The sequence below is a fragment of the Idiomarina sp. genome (assembly GCF_048260185.1).
Classification (GTDB): domain Bacteria; phylum Pseudomonadota; class Gammaproteobacteria; order Enterobacterales; family Alteromonadaceae; genus Idiomarina.
The window spans coordinates 197,650-213,745 of record NZ_JBLXHB010000004.1; the positions used below are offsets into that span (position 1 = coordinate 197,650).

The window sequence follows — 16,096 nt, forward strand, 5'->3', positions numbered from 1 at the left end:
CTGTCAATGGGGATAGATTAATGTATCAATCCGGTGGAACTGTTAGTAGCTTGTTAAATAAAGTCGCAGACCAAGAATATTTGTTACCAGCTATTCAAAGAGAGTTTGTTTGGAAACCAGAACAGATATGCACGCTGTTTGATAGTTTGCTTCAAGGTTACCCTTTCGGAACATTTTTGTTTTGGAAAATAAAGCCAGCGAATCGCCAGAAATACCAATTTTACCAGTTTATGACGCACTACCACGAGAGAGATAATCACCATTGTGAGAATGTCACTCAATTACCGGACAGTGAATTTACAGCTGTACTCGATGGGCAACAGCGCATTACAGCTTTAAATATTGGCTTACGTGGTTCCTATGCTAGGAAGTTGAGTGGAAAGTGGTGGAAAAATGATGATGCGTTTCCTGTTCGTCAACTCTACTTAAATTTATTTAGTAAACTTGACCCTGATACCGGCTCTGTATATCAGTTTGAGTTTCTTACTGAAGAACGCGCGATACAAAGAACCAACTCTGAATTTTGGTTTCGAGTTTGTCGAGTCCTTGAGGATGATGAGGATCTCTTAATAGATGAGGTTACAGACGACGAATCGCTTGCTCGGGAGCAGCGCGATGTAGCAAGGTCCAATTTAAGGCATCTTGTTAGGACTGTTCACCATAAACCTATGATTTTTTATTACGAAGAATCTGAACAAGATCTTGAACGAGTACTAAATATATTTATTAGAATGAACAGCGGAGGAACAGTACTTTCATATTCAGATCTCTTACTTTCCATAGCTGTCGCTCAATGGACTAACTTGGATGCGCGCGAGGAGATTCATTCTTTAGTTGATGAATTAAATAATATTGGTGATGGCTTTCAAATCAGCAAGGATCTTGTTTTAAAAACAGGGTTAATGCTGTCAGACATTGGTAGTGTAGGCTTTAAGGTAGAAAACTTTAATAAAACAAATATGGCGAAGCTAGAGGAACAGTGGGACTCTATAAGAGAGGCATTGACACTCTCAGTGCAACTGATTGCGGGCTTCGGTTTTAACGGTCAAAACTTGCGGGCAACGAGTGTAATATTGCCAATTGCTTATTATCTTCACCACAGGAGTTTAGATTCTGGATATTTGACAAGATCCGCTTTTGCAAAGGACAGAGATTCCATTAGAAGTTGGATTCTGCGCTCTCTATTAAAGGCATCTGGAATATGGGGTAGTGGGTTGGATACGCTTCTTACTGCTATACGTGTTGACATTAAAAATTATGGTAATAATTCATTCCCCGCTGCCCAAATTGAATCAACAATGGCTCAACGTGGAAAGTCACTCCGTTTCGATGATGAAGAGATTGACGAATTAGTGCAGCTCGAATATGGAAACCCTAGAGCTTTCTCGCTGCTCAGCTTGCTCTTCTGTGGTTTTGATTTCTCAAGACATTTTCATGTCGATCATATTTATCCGAAAGGTCTATTTAGCTCAAAAAAACTCAGTTCAATTAACATCCCAGAAGAACGACATAAATTATATCAGGATCACGTAAATAGATTACCAAACCTGCAATTAATGGAAGGTTCAGTAAATAACGAGAAACGTCAGAAAATGCCTAATGACTGGTATATTCAGCAGTGGCCTGACGAAAGCGCTCGCAAAGCCCATCTTCAGTCTCAGGCTATATCTTGGCTTCCTGATTCGATAAGTGAGTTTTTAGATTTCTATGAGGATAGAGAGAAGCTCCTGAAGGCACGTATCCGGTCTGTTGTAACTCCGGCGAGCAAAGTAGTTTGACGACCTCGAGATATCAAGGAAAGTTTTTAATGAACACTAAACACGTAAAAAGTTATGCACCAAAAGCGCGCAACCAATTCAAAAAAGCAGTCGAACAGCGCCTAAACCTATTTGGAATTTTTGCGCCAGAGAAGCCAGCCAAGGGGACTAAAGCTGAGGACACGCTCAAAGCGCGAGTGAGCAAAGCGACCCAGCAAGGTTCGGTACTGGAGATTGGCAGCAATACCTTTGATGCCAAATTAGCACCGCAACGTGAACGCCTAGCCAAGCGCGCACAAGACGTTGGTTTTGAGGTGCTACTTGAAAACGTGGCCTACACCTGGTTCAACCGTTTTTCTGCCATTCGTTTCATGGAACTACGAGTGGGCTACCTCGAGCATGGTTTTCGCGTTCTATCACACCCTACGAAGGAGCATGGTTTTGAAGTTCTCGACCACGCCATTGAGGCGGCCGATAGCCTAGGGCTGAACCGCCAGCATATTGAAGAGCTGAAGCTCGCGGGCGATCAAGACGAGGCTTTGTTCCGTGAGCTGATTTTAGGCCAGTGCCATCAGCTGTATGAAGCCATGCCGTTTTTATTTGAAAAGCTCGACGATGAAACCGAGCTATTGTTGCCTGATAACCTCACCCGCACCGATTCGGTGATTCGTGGCTTAGTGGACGACATTCCCGAAGATAACTGGCAAGACGTTGAGATTATCGGCTGGCTGTATCAGTTTTATATCTCGGAAAAGAAAGACCAAGTGATTGGTAAAGTGGTCAAGAGCGAAGATATCCCAGCGGCCACCCAGTTATTTACCCCGAACTGGATTGTGCAGCATTTAGTACAAAACTCTTTGGGTCGGCATTGGTTAATGACCTATCCAGATTCACCACTTAAGCAACAGATGCAGTATTACATTGAGCCAGGTGAACAACCGGACGAGGTAATGGCGCAGTTAAAAGCCATTACACCTACAAGTATTGAACCCGAGAGCATTAAAGTGCTCGATCCCGCCTGTGGTTCAGGTCACATACTGGTGGAAGCTTATAAAGTACTGAAAGCCATTTACGAAGAGCGCGGGTATCGTAGCCGTGATATTCCACAACTAATTTTAAAGCATAACTTGTATGGATTAGACATCGACGACCGTGCTGGGCAACTTGCAGGTTTTACTTTAATGATGCTTGCCCGAGAAGATGACCGCCGTTTGTTCAGCCGCGTAGCCAGTGGCGATGTGCATTTGAATATTGCAGCGCTGCAAGAAACCAAGCATTTGAAGATTGATAAGTTATGGCAGGCGCTGAACCTCACTGGCGATTGGCAAAAAGGCACTTCACAGGGATTATTTGAGGATAGCCATGAATCATTGAGCAGCGCCAGCGCCGATGAGCGTTACAAACTACTCAAAGAGACCTTAGCCCATTTTAATGACGCAAAGACCTTCGGTTCATTAATCGAAGTGTCTGATGATAAAGCGCAAGCGTTAGCTTATTTACTGGCCGAACTGCAGCGTTTAACTATCGAAGGCGATGCTATACAGCGAAGCGCAGCAAGCAAACTTGTACCTTACATCAAGCAAGCTTGGATACTGGCGCTACGTTACGATGCTGTGATTGCCAACCCGCCTTACATGGGCAGCAAAGGCATGAATGTAGCACTGAAAGATTTCGCTAAAAAATCCTACCCGAACAGTAAGTCGGATTTGTTTGCGATATTTATGGAGCGTGGCTTCAAGTTACTCAATGACCATCGTTATAACGCTATGGTTACCATGCAGTCATGGATGTTCTTGTCGTCCTACGAGAGGATGAGAAAGGATATTCTCGAGAACTCGTCCATTGAATGCTTGGTACACATGGCTAACGGCGTTATGGGCATCGCATTTGGAACATCTGGTACAGTGATGAAACGCGCTGGCAGCCCGCTTACAAAAGGAGCATATTGCTTCGTGGAGCATAGCGACCTTAGTGATGACAATCGTCCTGAAGATTTCCCACCATTGAACGAGCGAAATATGGGCGCTGCGAAGCAGAGTGGATAGGTGCAGCATGAAAAGAAGAATAAAAGTATTCGTCTCCTACGCCAGAAGCAACAAAACCGGCAAGCAGCAGTTTATGGCAATGCTGAGCGATTACGCTGGGGCGGATGCGCGCTTTGAATTTGAATTTTGGCAAGACAGTCAAATATCCATAGGCTCTGATTGGAACGAGAGTATTCACACCGCTATGGCACACTGCGATGTTGGTCTATTGCTTTTATCGCCAGCGTTTTTGCAATCTCAATACATCACTGAAAAAGAGCTGCCAGTATTGGTACAAAAGCCGTTGCTGTTTCCTGTCGCATTAGCACCTATCGACTTTAAACGACATGATTTGAAGGGCCTGCAGGCTAAGCAAATATTCCGGCTTGATGCAAAAGGACTGGAACAGCCGCGTGCATTCAGTGAGCTCAAATCCAAGCGCCGTCAAGAGTTTGTAATGCGCTTGTATGAAGCTATGCATGACCAGCTGGTTGAGCAGCTAAGCGACATCAAAAGCTCGGCAACGAAGAAAAACAAGGATTAGAGCCATGGACATCAGCTTCAGCAGACTGGTAACAGCCTACCGCAAAGCAAAAGTGGATTTGTATTACGCAAGTAATCCATCGTTGCTAGCTATTGCCGATTATGAAGATGATCTTGAAAACAACCTCAAGAGATTGCAGAAAAAGATTAACGGCAAATCTGTCGCTTGGATAAAAGAAGAAAGCTTTCTGGGCTCGTGGAGTTTGATACCTAAAAGCTACTCAGTCCAACAGCGCAAAGTTGGTGATGTTGACTGTAAATGCGTGGCCAAAGACGAAACAGGCATTGTGTTCGCCTCAACAGCACGTTCACAGAATAAATATGGACAATGTGAGGGTGATTCAGCAGAACACACTGCAACATTTCGTTTGATGGCCGAGTGCACGATGGATCTCCATGTGCTTGCAGCACTTTGGATTATGGAAGTTGGTGCTGAGTTTGACTCAAAGTTAAGCGATAGCGTGCGCGGTAGTCGCTTGCGCAGGCAAGAGAAAGGTGAAAAGCAGTTTAACGAGCTTTCATTAGGCTCTTTTAAGCCGTATTTAAAGCCATTCAAAGACTGGCGTGACGATGGCATTCAAGCGATGCAAAAGGGGCTAAAGGCGGATAAGAAGCTTGTTGCACTAACAGCCGATGTAACTAGCTATTACCACCGGCTCCAACCTGATTTCATGCTGAACGAGGAATTCCATAAGCTTATTGGTATTCAGTTAAGCGCTGATCAAAACACATTAAATAAGCTGTTTATTGGGGCTGTAAAAGCTTGGGCCAAGCTAACTCCATTGGGGCGAGGGCTGCCAGTGGGCCTACCTGCCTCGGCTATTATCGCCAACTTGGCGTTATTTGAACTCGACCAAATTATTGAGAAAAAACTACGGCCTCTATATTACGGTCGTTATGTCGATGACATCATGTTGGTGTTGGAGAATACTACTGAAATTTGTAGTCAACAGGACCTTTGGAAGTTGATTGCAAACGTATCCGGCAACACTCTCATGCAAGATGAGAAGTCGGTGCGATTCCAAGCCGAGTACCTAGAAGACTCAGAGATTGCTTTCGAGAATGAGAAAAACAAGGCGTTTGTGCTTGATGGGCTTGAAGGCCAAACGATGATTAATGCAATCGCCGAGCAGATTAATCATCGCGCGAGTGAATGGCGCTCTCTTCCGAAGCTACCAATGGACACCATTGAAGTGGCTACTGACTTAATGAAAGCCACCAATAGTAATGGCGAACACGCGGACAGCTTGCGAAAAACTGATGCGCTATCGCTTAACAGAGCCAGCTTTGCCATAAAGTTACGTGATTTCGAAGCTTATGAACGAGATCTCCCGCCAAAAGCTTGGGAGGAAATACGTCATGCTTTTTACGAAGCGGTCATTACCCACGTATTCGTACCCGAAAAGTATTTTCAGCTGGCCGCTTATGTGCCACGTATCGTCCGTTTGGCAGCAGTGTGTGAAGACTTTAAATATCTCGGTAAAATGATGAGATCGCTGCTTGAACTTATCGATAGCGTATCCGACCTCGATAAAATCAAAATTGCAGGTATAGAGAAAGACTCTGGCGTCGACGACAAGGACCAACGAATCAATCGCTGGAAGAATAAACTGTTGAACGAGGTGCTTGAGCACATTATTGCAGCGTTTCCATTCCAGCTAAGTGCTAATGCGAAGAAAGTTTGGTACGAGGAAACTGAATTCGATTGGTTTAAAGTTGCCGAGCATCTTTGGTTTTATGTGGGATATAAAGAGCATTTCATTACCTCAATTCCAGAGATTCAAAAGCAAACACGGCGGCTATTCCGTTACGACCTCGCTCATAACCCGCTTCGGTTTATTGGTTTGCCGCGAGAGCTTATTCAAGCTCGGCATGTGCCAGTAAAACGAAAGCTTAAGGAGCCAGCGGATTTATCTTTTACTCAATCAGATCATGAGCGCTTCGAACCTGTCAAAGGACTTGCGAACTGGATGAAAATGAAAGTTGTGCCTTCAGGACTTGTATTCAGCACAAGGCCATATTCATTAAATGAGCTCAGTCTGATTTGCCCAAATCCATTCGACAGCAAACAGACAGAAGAGCTGAAGCGGGTTATGCGGGCGCTACGCGGTTTTGATCTTGGTGAGAAGATGCCGACATTTAAGACTGAAAAAGGCAATCAAGTGCTGTCCGTTCCGGACGGTGAGATCAAGAGCAAGCAAACCATTGCTGTGTCGAGCTGGCAAACTGAGAATGAGAGTTTTATTGCGGCGGTTACTAAGAATGTCGATCCCGATGCATTAGGGCGGTATCAGCGGTTGAATCGTATGCTGAACCATTTGCTCGATCAGCCAGATGGCGCTGGGTATTTGGTTTTGCCTGAACTGGCGTTACCAGCAAAATGGTTTATTCGTGTTGCGGATAAGCTGAAAGGCAAAGGCATTTCTCTCATTACTGGAATTGAGTATTTACACGACCCTAAAAAGCGAGTGCGGAATCAGGTTTGGGCGTCGTTAACCCATGATGGCTTGGGCTTTCCTTCACAGATAATTTATCGTCAAGACAAGCAGTCACCAGCACTGCACGAAGAGCGCGAAATCTATCGATTAAGCGGTGTGACCATGCAGCCAAAGCAAACATGGAAAGCGCCCCCCATTATAGAACACCGAAACTTTCGCTTTGCGCTGATGATCTGCAGTGAGTTAACCAATATCCATTACAGAGCGGCGTTACGCGGTAAAATTGATGCCTTGTTTGTACCGGAATGGAATACCGATACAGAGACATTCAATTCACTGGTTGAAGCCACTGCGCTGGATGTTCATACCTATGTTATTCAGGTGAATGACCGTAAGTACGGTGATAGTCGTGTGCGTTCGCCTGCCAAAGAGCGCTATCAGCGTGACGTATTGCGAGTAAAAGGTGGTATTCACGATTATTGTGTGACTGGTGAAATTGATATTCAAGCACTGCGCGAGTTCCAATCAAGTCATCGATCACCATCAAAACCATTCAAACCGGTCCCTGACGGGTTCAACACCGATATGGCGCATGACCGCAAAGCATTACCCAAAGGAGACGCCTAATGAGCGAACAAACAAATACGGACATGAACAAACATTTCTATCGCGCTTCTGCTGCGGATTTTATGAAGATACCGGGGAGTCCGGTGGCTTATTGGGCTAGTGAGAGGGAATTGAGTTGTTTTGAAAAGTATCCAGCAATTTCAAATTTCGCTATATCATCGAATGGCGTGCAAACTGGAAACAACGATCGGTACGTTAGAGGTTGGTACGAAGTTTCATTTAATAAATTATCAGTGAAGTGGTTCTTTTATAACAAGGGCGGTCCGTTTCGAAAGTGGTACGGTAATTATGATTATGTGGTGAATTGGGAAAATAATGGCAAAGAAATAAAGGAGGAAAAGAACTCATGTGCGCGAGGAGAGGAATTTTATTTTAAATCTGGTATTACATGGTCCGATGTTACTAGTGGGAATTTATCCTGTAGATATTTGCCAGAGGGTTTTATTTTTGATGCTTCAGGTCCTTCTGCATTTTTTAAAAATAATGATTATACGGTTATTGGCCTTGCTTTATTAAATTCAAACTTCGCGAACTATTGGTCAAAGATACTTAATCCGACACTTCATTTTCAGTCAGGGGATTTTCGGAAGATCACCTTGGCACCGAACTTCACTAGTACCGAAGTTAGAGACGTGGCTGAAGAGTTAATCAAGCAAACAAAATTGGATTGGGATGAGTGCGAATTTTCATTTGATTTTAAATCAAATCCTATTACTGAAATAAGTGAGCCGAGTACTAGATTGGCTTTTATGCAGCTTCGAGAAAGCTGGAAAAAGAGGCAGTCGAAAGTACGTGAATTAGAGATTAGAAATAATAAGTTATTTATTGAGTCTTACGAGCTTGATGAAGAGATAAAGGAAGAAGTCGACGAGGAGCGTATTACGCTCTTGTGCAATCCAACTTACCGGTTCGGCTCCAAATATGATAGCGAAACACTTGAAAACCTCTTAAGGAGCGAAACTTTAAAAGATCTTATCTCTTATGCAATAGGCTGCATGATGGGACGCTACTCCCTCGACAAATCTGGCCTTATTTTCGCCAGTCAAGGTGAAACCATTCAAGATTACTTAGCACAAATCCCATCACCGAAGTTCAGGCCGGATGACGATGCGATTTTGCCATTAACGGATCAAGAATGGTTTGCGGATGACGTCACTAATCGTTTCCGCGAGTTTGTCAAAGTGGTGTGGAGTGAAGACACCTTGCAAGAGAACTTAGATTTCGTCGCTGAGTCACTTTGCTTGCATGCGATTAAGCCAAAAAAAGGCGAAACGTCGATGGAAACGATTCGCCGTTATTTGTCGATGCAGTTCTACAAAGACCACATGAAAACCTACAAGAAGCGTCCGATTTATTGGTTGTTTAGCTCAGGTAAACAAAAAGCCTTTGAGTGTTTGGTGTACTTACATCGCTACAATGAAGGCACGCTTTCGCGTATGCGTACTGAGTACGTAACCCCGCTGATGGGTAAATACGAAAGCCAGATTCGTCATATTGAAGAGCAGCAAACTAGCGCTACCGCCGCCGAGAAAACCAAATTAGGCAAAGAGCTGAAAGAGTATCAAAGCAAGCTCAATGAGTTGCGTGAGTTTGACAGCAAACTCAAGCATTATGCGGATATGCTCATCTCGCTCGATTTAGACGATGGCGTGAAGGTGAACTACGGCAAGTTTGGTGATTTGCTGGCGAATGTGAAAGACATCACCGGTGAAAAGCCCTAACTAGATTAAAACGCAGGAACTAAAGCGCAGAAAATTATGCAATTAGAAAAACTCGCAGAAGGTATTAAAAAGAAGTTTGAGCAGGGGCGAATCGTGTTTTGGCACGACCCAGAGCGAAGCTTTGCCGATGACTTGCCAGAGCTGACTTCTGAACTTGAGAGCGATATCGCGAACTTACGTGTGGTGAACCTGGCTGATGTTTCTGTATTTGCCACCAAGAAGCGGATGGAGCTCGACGAGCCAGCGCAGAAGTTTCTGCTGTATTCGCCAGAGCCTGCTCCTACGGTGGTGAATGACTGGTTGTTTGATATTCGCAAATACAGCCCTGAGTTTTATGCCGACCAAAGCTCAATATTGATTACCGAGCTGGGTTTACAGCGTATGTCATTGCGCGCGCACATTAGTCAGCGTAAAGCGTTTTTTGCCAGTAAAAAGCGTATTAGCGACCTCCAAAAACGACTCACGGGTGAAGAAAACGAACTACAGCTTGATTTGCGTATGATGGCCGTGTTGACCAAAGCCGAAACTAACAGCTTAGATTCGATTTTATTTAGCCTGTTTGAGCATTACGCCGAAGTTGTGATCGCGCCCGAGGTGGATGAAGATGAAACCGAGTATGACGGTAAAAACGATAAACGCTTACCTATGCTCAAGCAACTGGCTCGTTTTGATTTAGATGTGCCCTTGTTTGCGTTATTGCAAAAATACTACGGCTACGAAAGCGATGAACCCAGTATCAAACAGTTTGTGCTGCGTTTGTTTTGTACCGAGCTTTATACCCAACTTAGTGTGGCCGATGGTGACAAGACCTGGCTCAAACATAACGTACTGAAAACCCCAGCCGGTCGCGCTACTGCGAATGCCTTAATGAGTGGCTGGCGGGACAGTAAAAAACACTCAAAAGCCTATGAGACCATCGCCCACGAGTTACAGCGTTTACTTGAACTGCCTAGGCAGCTTGAGCGCTATGAACCAAGTGTATTGCTTGAATGTGAAACCTTTGAAGGTATTGAACAAGCCATTATTCGTGGTTCGGTGCGCGCGTTATTAACCGAAGGTGAACGCTTAGAACGCTCTGACTTTGAAGCGGCGTTGTCACGGCGTTTAATGGCACATTGGCCACAGAGTAAATCTGAGTACAGTTCAATTTACCAAGCCTTACGCTATGGCGAGTTGTTGCTGCATTTGCGCCGCACCCACAACGATGGTTTTCATTTTGACAGCGCGCAAGCCATGTACCGAGCATACGAACAAGATTTGTATCAGTTTGACCAGGCGTATCGCTTATTCAATGAGCACGCGCATCATGTGCAAAGCAAAGGTGCTGACATTCTGCGGGAGCTAGACGATGAAGTTGAACGCATATACTCCAACTGGTATCTCACGCAAGCGGGTATGACATGGGACAACCTGATCGAGAAAGAAGGGTTAATGGAAAAATGGTCAGTAAGCGGTGTACACAACCAGTATGGTTTTTTCCAGCAAGAAGTGCGCGGGCGATTAAAGGATACACAAATGAAGCGCATGTTCGTCATTGTATCTGATGCGCTACGCTATGAAATTGCTCATGAGCTTACCAATTCGATTAATAATGAAAAGCGCTTTAAAGCTTCGCTAGCCAGTCAACTTGGCGTGCTGCCAAGTTATACGCAGCTCGGTATGGCTGCTTTGTTACCGCGTGCCGCAGCTGGCTCAGGCCTTGCTTATGACGAACGATCTGGCTCAACTGTAGTTACCGTCGATGGAACATCAGCACAGGGATTAGAGAGCCGCAACAAACTACTGCAACGCGTAAATGGCATGGCTGTAAGCTTCAAAGAAATAATGGCTTGGAGTAATCAGCAAGGTCGTGACGCCGTTCGTGATGCCGAAGTGGTATATATCTATCATGACACCATTGATGCCATTGGTGATAAAGCCGCTACTGAAGAGCGGACCTTTGCTGCCTGCCGCGATGCTATCAGTGAATTGAAAGATTTGGTGGGTCGCGTGATCAATCGTTTAAACGCAAGTCGGTTGGTTATTACCGCCGATCACGGTTTCTTGTTCCGTCAACAAGCAATGGAAGAGCATGAGAAAACGACGCTGGAAATTAAAAAGCCAGACGGCGCTCGGGAAGCAAAAAAACGCTACATAGTTGGTGAGAATCTGCCGTTGGCGGACGCCTGTTGGCGTGGTGTATTGAAAGACACCACCGGTGGCCGCAGTGATACTCAGTTTATGCTACCCAAGGGCATGCAGCGTTTTCATTTCGTTGGTGGCGCAAAGTTTGTCCACGGTGGCGCTTCACTGCAGGAAGTATGCGTGCCTGTACTTGAAGTACGAGCGTTGGACAAAAAGCAAGCACAAAAGCATGAGCGTAAACCAGTCGATGTAATGGTTGTTGCCGCGCAGCAACTGAAAATCGTCAATAACATCGACTCGATACGATTTATGCAAACGGATGCGGTGAGTGAGCGACTCAATGCACGTCAGCTCAATATCTACATTCGTGACTCCGAGGGCAATATGGTGTCGGCGATCGAAACCGTGAACTTTGACAGTACCGGGAGTAAGGTAGATGAACGCACCAGAAATGTGATGATTAAACTTAAAGGCTCGCACTTCGATCGCACCAAGAATTACACCTTAGTGCTGCAAAATGATGACCAAGCCAGAACTGAATACAACACTTATTCGGTGCGAATTGATTTGGCGATTCAGGATGATTTTTTCTGATTAAGCCAATAAAGCAGATTCTTGTGCTTAATTGCCAGAGTCGCATGGAGGCAATATGGGACTGAAAATATTTAGGGGTGAGGCGTTCGAGCATACTCATGAAAATCGTTTTTTTGATTTTCTGTGTGACGCTTTGACTCATCACTGTGAGAGTCATTCCCATGACTGGCATTTACTCGGAAATGTCCACGTAGGAAGCAGAGAGCTTGATGCTCTGCTTGTAAAACCCAATGCGATAATCGCCCTGGATTTCAAGGATTATGGTGGAAAGCTTCAATTCTCAGAGGCTGGTCCTTGGAAAATAAAAACGCCTGAAGGTGCTGACGCAGAGGTCAAGGGTGGAGCAAGTGTTAATCCGTTTGTTCAATTAAAGAAAAATAAACGCGCTTTAGTTGAGTTTTTTCAGAGCCAGTTTTCAGATCTTCAATGTAACTGGGGCCATGTTGCTGCCGCTGTAGTTTTCCAGCAGCCCATGGAAATGGATTATGGCGCCGTTCCTGGGCACTTAAACCGTTGGTTCCATATTACTGATCAAGCTAGTTTTGTGCGTGATTTAGAAAACATCGTAAGCCGGGAAATTCGGTTTGATTATGATGACCAAGACCAAATACCGGAGTTACTTGGTATAGAAGTTTATAAAGTACCGAAAATACGTGTATCAAATGCACAGCGACAAACGTACGATCTATCTGCTGACCCATCTAATAGTGAACAACAATCAGAGTTAACACTCACGCAAAGTCAACATGATGGGTTGGGCCAATTCGAGAAGTGGTTAAGCCAAGGCGAAGAAGTTTTTCAGTTAAAAGGGATGATCAACACGGGAAAAAGAGAACTGCTTCCTTTGTTAAAAGCTAAAGCGGTGGATGCAGGATATTTGGTTCAGTTTCTGGCGCCGAGCAAACGCATTGCGCGGCGATATGCAGGGTTAGGTATAGAAGTTGGTTCGGCTTATAGTTACTTGTATTCGCAGTCCCCCACCTCGATTGAAGATGATGGCGGTCGAAAAGTTGCCATTCACGAGATTCGGACGCCGACCGACCTTTCAAAGACAATCGTTATTGTATTGGACGCACATTTGTTTAGTGACGCCGAGCTTATGCGCAGCGATCGCCGTTATGGCTCCGGACGATTAATTAATGATTTTCTGGAAATGATTAAAAAGGAAGGCTCCCGTCTGGTAGCTATTGGTGACCCTTATCAATTAGGGAGGGCTGGCGAGGAGTCGTCACTATTGTTGACGAACGTGTATGATCGATTTGAGCTCGCAATCCAAGCGGTTGAACTTAACGAGAATATTTCAAGAGAAGAAGACTCTGCACTAGAGAAGTTACAGTTAGAACTAGTGAAATCAATGAAAAAATCTAGGTTTAACGCGTTGCAAGTTAGTGCGGGCAAGAGGCTACATGTTTTAGAGGGTGGCGATAAGTCATGGAAGCCAGATCTTCAGTCGAATTTGCAGCAGTCGATGATGCTTGTACCGACGAAGGGGAAGGCCGCGATTTTAAACAACGCGGTAAAGAGTAAGCTTCTCAAGCACACAGCTATTGACTCTATACAGGAAGGTGATTGGGTTGATTTTTATAACCGAACTCCGGTTCTTTCTGACGATACAGAGTTAGATGATCCGTTTCTCGATGAGTTAGCTCGTGTTAACTTTAAATGGATAGATTCAGGCTCCCTAGGTCGAGTCGTAAAAGTTCTCGATGAAGAGTTTTTACAACAAGAATTACGGGGACGAGGAACAGCCGCAATACTTCACTTTGTTCGACTAAAAGTTATTGTCCAGGGACTTGGTGAAGTTGAATGCAGATGCTTACTGAACTTTACTAATTCCCAGGATAACGAACTGTCGCCTGATGAGATGGTGGCATTAAATGTAATTGCGCGTAGCAAAGCGAAGACTATTCTCTCCCAACGCAAAAGTCAGTTACCGGATAAAAAAGATCCTAGCTATCGAGAGAAAAAGTTAGCCTATGACCTGTGGGAACTCCAGACCTTACAAAGCATGGGGTACGCTTCCGCCGCATTCATAAAACTAGCCCACTCAATGACGGTTCATCGAGCTCAAGGGCGAGTCTGGCCTGAAACCTGGATAAATGCTCAAGAAGGACCTAATGGAACGGCGGTTTCGAATAAGAACTATTTTCAGTGGTTGTACACAGCTTCACTAACGGCCTCGAACAAGTTTTTTGTTCAGAACCCACCGCATGTCTCACCGTTAATGAACTTGTTGCACGCAGAACGAGAGTCTTTTGAAATTCAATATATGCAGGTCAAGAGACCGCTCTATTATAGTCGCGATAGAAGCGTATCTCCTGAAGAAGCCTCACAGTTATCTAAGCTTGCGATCTCAGACTCATTAATACCGATGGCGATTACTCTCTTTGAGAGAGCGGAGATTTTGAATTTCCGGTTGGTTGGTTGGAAAGAGAGTCAATATCGGGTGCAGGCTCAGTTAGCTAAACCTAGCGAGGAAGATGTTGTAAGTGTCGTCTTGAATTACGATAAAGATCTGAGAGTGAAGAGTTTTAAAGTCGATGCAGAGCTTTTATCGGATACGGAAGATAAACAAGCGTTATACGACACCTTACAGGGAAAATTCATTGCGCAGGATGCCAATGCAGAAGACGTCTATGAGTCCCTGCGAAGAGTATTAGATCGACATCAGGTTAGTGTTCTCTCTGTGATCGAGCATCCATACCAACTAATTTTGAGTCTGCAGATGCTTCCAGATACAGCAGAGGTCAAGGTTATTTTTAATGGCGAGGGCTTTGTAACCAAGTTCTCACTACTAAAAGCGAGTTCAGAGAGTATCGCAAATTTACTGGAACGCGTTACGGTGCAAGAGACATGACAGTGTTTGACGATATAAGAACCTTAAAAGGTGAGGGTAAGTACTTGGATGCTTGGAGTCTAGGGCAAAAAGCCTTTCAAGATGACCCTGATAATAAGTTCTTGCTAATGTCGTTGTATTGGATTGCATATGCAGCGTTAAAGGATTTAACTGGCAGTGTTGCAAAGCGAGAAAATGTTTTCCTCACTGATAGCGAGCGAGACCAATGCAATCATTGGTGTGGTGTAATTAGACGTCTGAATATTGCGCAAGCGGATACTGATATTGAATTCAAGTATCTTTTTATTCTCTTCAAAAATATTAGCACAGTAACGGCGGAGCTTGTTAATTTCGTGCTTGATAGTGGCAGTCGTATTTTTGATGAAAATGATCACGTTCCATACAAAACTGAGCAGGGAGAGGTGCCTAGCCTCGTATTATGGCTGGCAAGAAAGGTTGTTACTTTTGTAGCCCTAAACCCCAATCTGTCGGATGTCCAGCGAGCCCATGCGTTCGCGAATTATGCACTCAAGAAAACCGAAGATAGTGATAAAGGTAAGTTGTGGCTGATTTACGACCTAGTATCCTTTTATGTTGAATTTGGACAGATTGAAAAAGCAAGAGACTGCGCTCGAAAAGTATTACGTGAGAAAAAAGCAGATGGGTGGGCTTGGAATGCTCTCGGTGAAACCTACATTCATGAACCTGGCAACGCTCTAAAACTATATGCAAAAGCGATATTACTTTCACATGATGAAAAATTCAGACTCAAAAGCTTGAAAAATGCACTAGCACTCAAGGCGAAGGATGATGACAAAACAGACGCGCTCTTACTACTAAATGAAATTATTCGAATCTATGAAAGCAGTGGCTGGAATTTGAAAGAAGAGGTCCTTGAGTATACCCGTGCGTCATGGTTTGTCCGTAACGAGGATACTCAAGCACTATGGCCGAAATTGAAGCAGTGGTCTGTTGATGCAGAGAATTTATGTTTAGACAGTATAACATCAGCGAATGGCGTAGTGACTGATAAACATCGTTTTGGAAAAAAGGTATTTGTATATTTGAATCGCCATAGCCAAGTTTGGGTTGAACGATCTTTATTTCCAAACGGGAAACTACCGGAAAATGGAACGTACCTTAAATTGTTTGGAGATTTTTCCGCTGGAACGCCCTTAATTGTCAGAACTGAGCCCGTAAGCTTAGCTGTAGTTTCTGATGTAGAAGGCTACGAAGGCAGTTTACGTGTGGTTGGCGCTTCCGAGCGCAAGTTAGGTTTTGTGGAAGATGTCTTTGTTCCGCCACACCTGCTAAGTGACGTATCAGATGGCGATTCAGTTCAAGGTTTAGCGATAGTTGCGTTCGATAAGAAAAAACAAAAATATGGCAAAAAAGCGATTACGATTCAGGCCATCTAAGTTGGAAGTGAGAA

At 44.4% G+C, this 16,096-nt stretch carries 8 protein-coding genes; all 8 read left to right on the forward strand.

Annotation, left to right across the window (positions count from 1 at the left end; translation table 11 throughout):
• Positions 1-20: 20 nt before the first annotated feature.
• The 8 genes from ACN0RF_RS10370 to ACN0RF_RS10405 all read left to right on the forward strand — a co-directional run bounded on the left by ACN0RF_RS10370 (position 21) and on the right by ACN0RF_RS10405 (position 16,082).
• Positions 21-1,778: a DUF262 domain-containing protein gene (locus ACN0RF_RS10370; RefSeq protein ID WP_417438949.1), complete on the forward strand. Its 1,758-nt coding sequence runs from the start codon at positions 21-23 to the stop codon at positions 1,776-1,778.
• Between the two features lie 29 nt (positions 1,779-1,807).
• On the forward strand, positions 1,808-3,802 hold the full coding sequence (gene pglX / locus ACN0RF_RS10375; protein ID WP_417438950.1) for a BREX-1 system adenine-specific DNA-methyltransferase PglX: 1,995 nt from the start codon (positions 1,808-1,810) through the stop codon (positions 3,800-3,802).
• A 7-nt stretch (positions 3,803-3,809) separates the two neighbouring features.
• On the forward strand, positions 3,810-4,325 hold the full coding sequence (locus ACN0RF_RS10380) for a toll/interleukin-1 receptor domain-containing protein (RefSeq protein ID WP_417438951.1): 516 nt from the start codon (positions 3,810-3,812) through the stop codon (positions 4,323-4,325).
• A 52-nt stretch (positions 4,326-4,377) separates the two neighbouring features.
• Positions 4,378-7,389, forward strand: a complete 3,012-nt coding sequence (locus ACN0RF_RS10385) for a reverse transcriptase domain-containing protein (protein WP_417438952.1) — start codon at positions 4,378-4,380, stop codon at positions 7,387-7,389.
• A gap of 62 nt (positions 7,390-7,451) precedes the next feature.
• Entirely contained in the window at positions 7,452-9,110 is a 1,659-nt protein-coding gene (gene pglX, locus ACN0RF_RS10390; RefSeq protein ID WP_417439054.1) for a BREX-1 system adenine-specific DNA-methyltransferase PglX, read from the forward strand.
• Between the two features lie 36 nt (positions 9,111-9,146).
• Positions 9,147-11,828: a BREX-1 system phosphatase PglZ type A gene (gene pglZ, locus ACN0RF_RS10395; RefSeq protein WP_417438953.1), complete on the forward strand. Its 2,682-nt coding sequence runs from the start codon at positions 9,147-9,149 to the stop codon at positions 11,826-11,828.
• 55 nt (positions 11,829-11,883) lie between these two features.
• On the forward strand, positions 11,884-14,685 hold the full coding sequence (locus ACN0RF_RS10400; RefSeq protein ID WP_417438954.1) for an NERD domain-containing protein/DEAD/DEAH box helicase: 2,802 nt from the start codon (positions 11,884-11,886) through the stop codon (positions 14,683-14,685).
• Positions 14,682-16,082, forward strand: coding sequence for a DUF7017 domain-containing protein (locus tag ACN0RF_RS10405; RefSeq protein WP_417438955.1), 1,401 nt, complete (start codon positions 14,682-14,684; stop codon positions 16,080-16,082). Before ACN0RF_RS10400 ends, ACN0RF_RS10405 begins: the two co-directional genes overlap by 4 nt.
• Positions 16,083-16,096: the final 14 nt, after the last annotated feature.

Coding starts and splice junctions, on each gene's coding strand:
- ACN0RF_RS10405 (WP_417438955.1), top strand. CDS start 14,682: ATGACAGTGTTTGACGATATAAGAACCTTAAAAGGTGAGGGTAAGTAC.
- ACN0RF_RS10370 (WP_417438949.1), top strand. CDS start 21: ATGTATCAATCCGGTGGAACTGTTAGTAGCTTGTTAAATAAAGTCGCA.
- ACN0RF_RS10400 (WP_417438954.1), top strand. CDS start 11,884: ATGGGACTGAAAATATTTAGGGGTGAGGCGTTCGAGCATACTCATGAA.
- ACN0RF_RS10380 (WP_417438951.1), top strand. CDS start 3,810: ATGAAAAGAAGAATAAAAGTATTCGTCTCCTACGCCAGAAGCAACAAA.
- pglX (WP_417439054.1), top strand. CDS start 7,452: ATGAAGATACCGGGGAGTCCGGTGGCTTATTGGGCTAGTGAGAGGGAA.
- pglX (WP_417438950.1), top strand. CDS start 1,808: ATGAACACTAAACACGTAAAAAGTTATGCACCAAAAGCGCGCAACCAA.
- pglZ (WP_417438953.1), top strand. CDS start 9,147: ATGCAATTAGAAAAACTCGCAGAAGGTATTAAAAAGAAGTTTGAGCAG.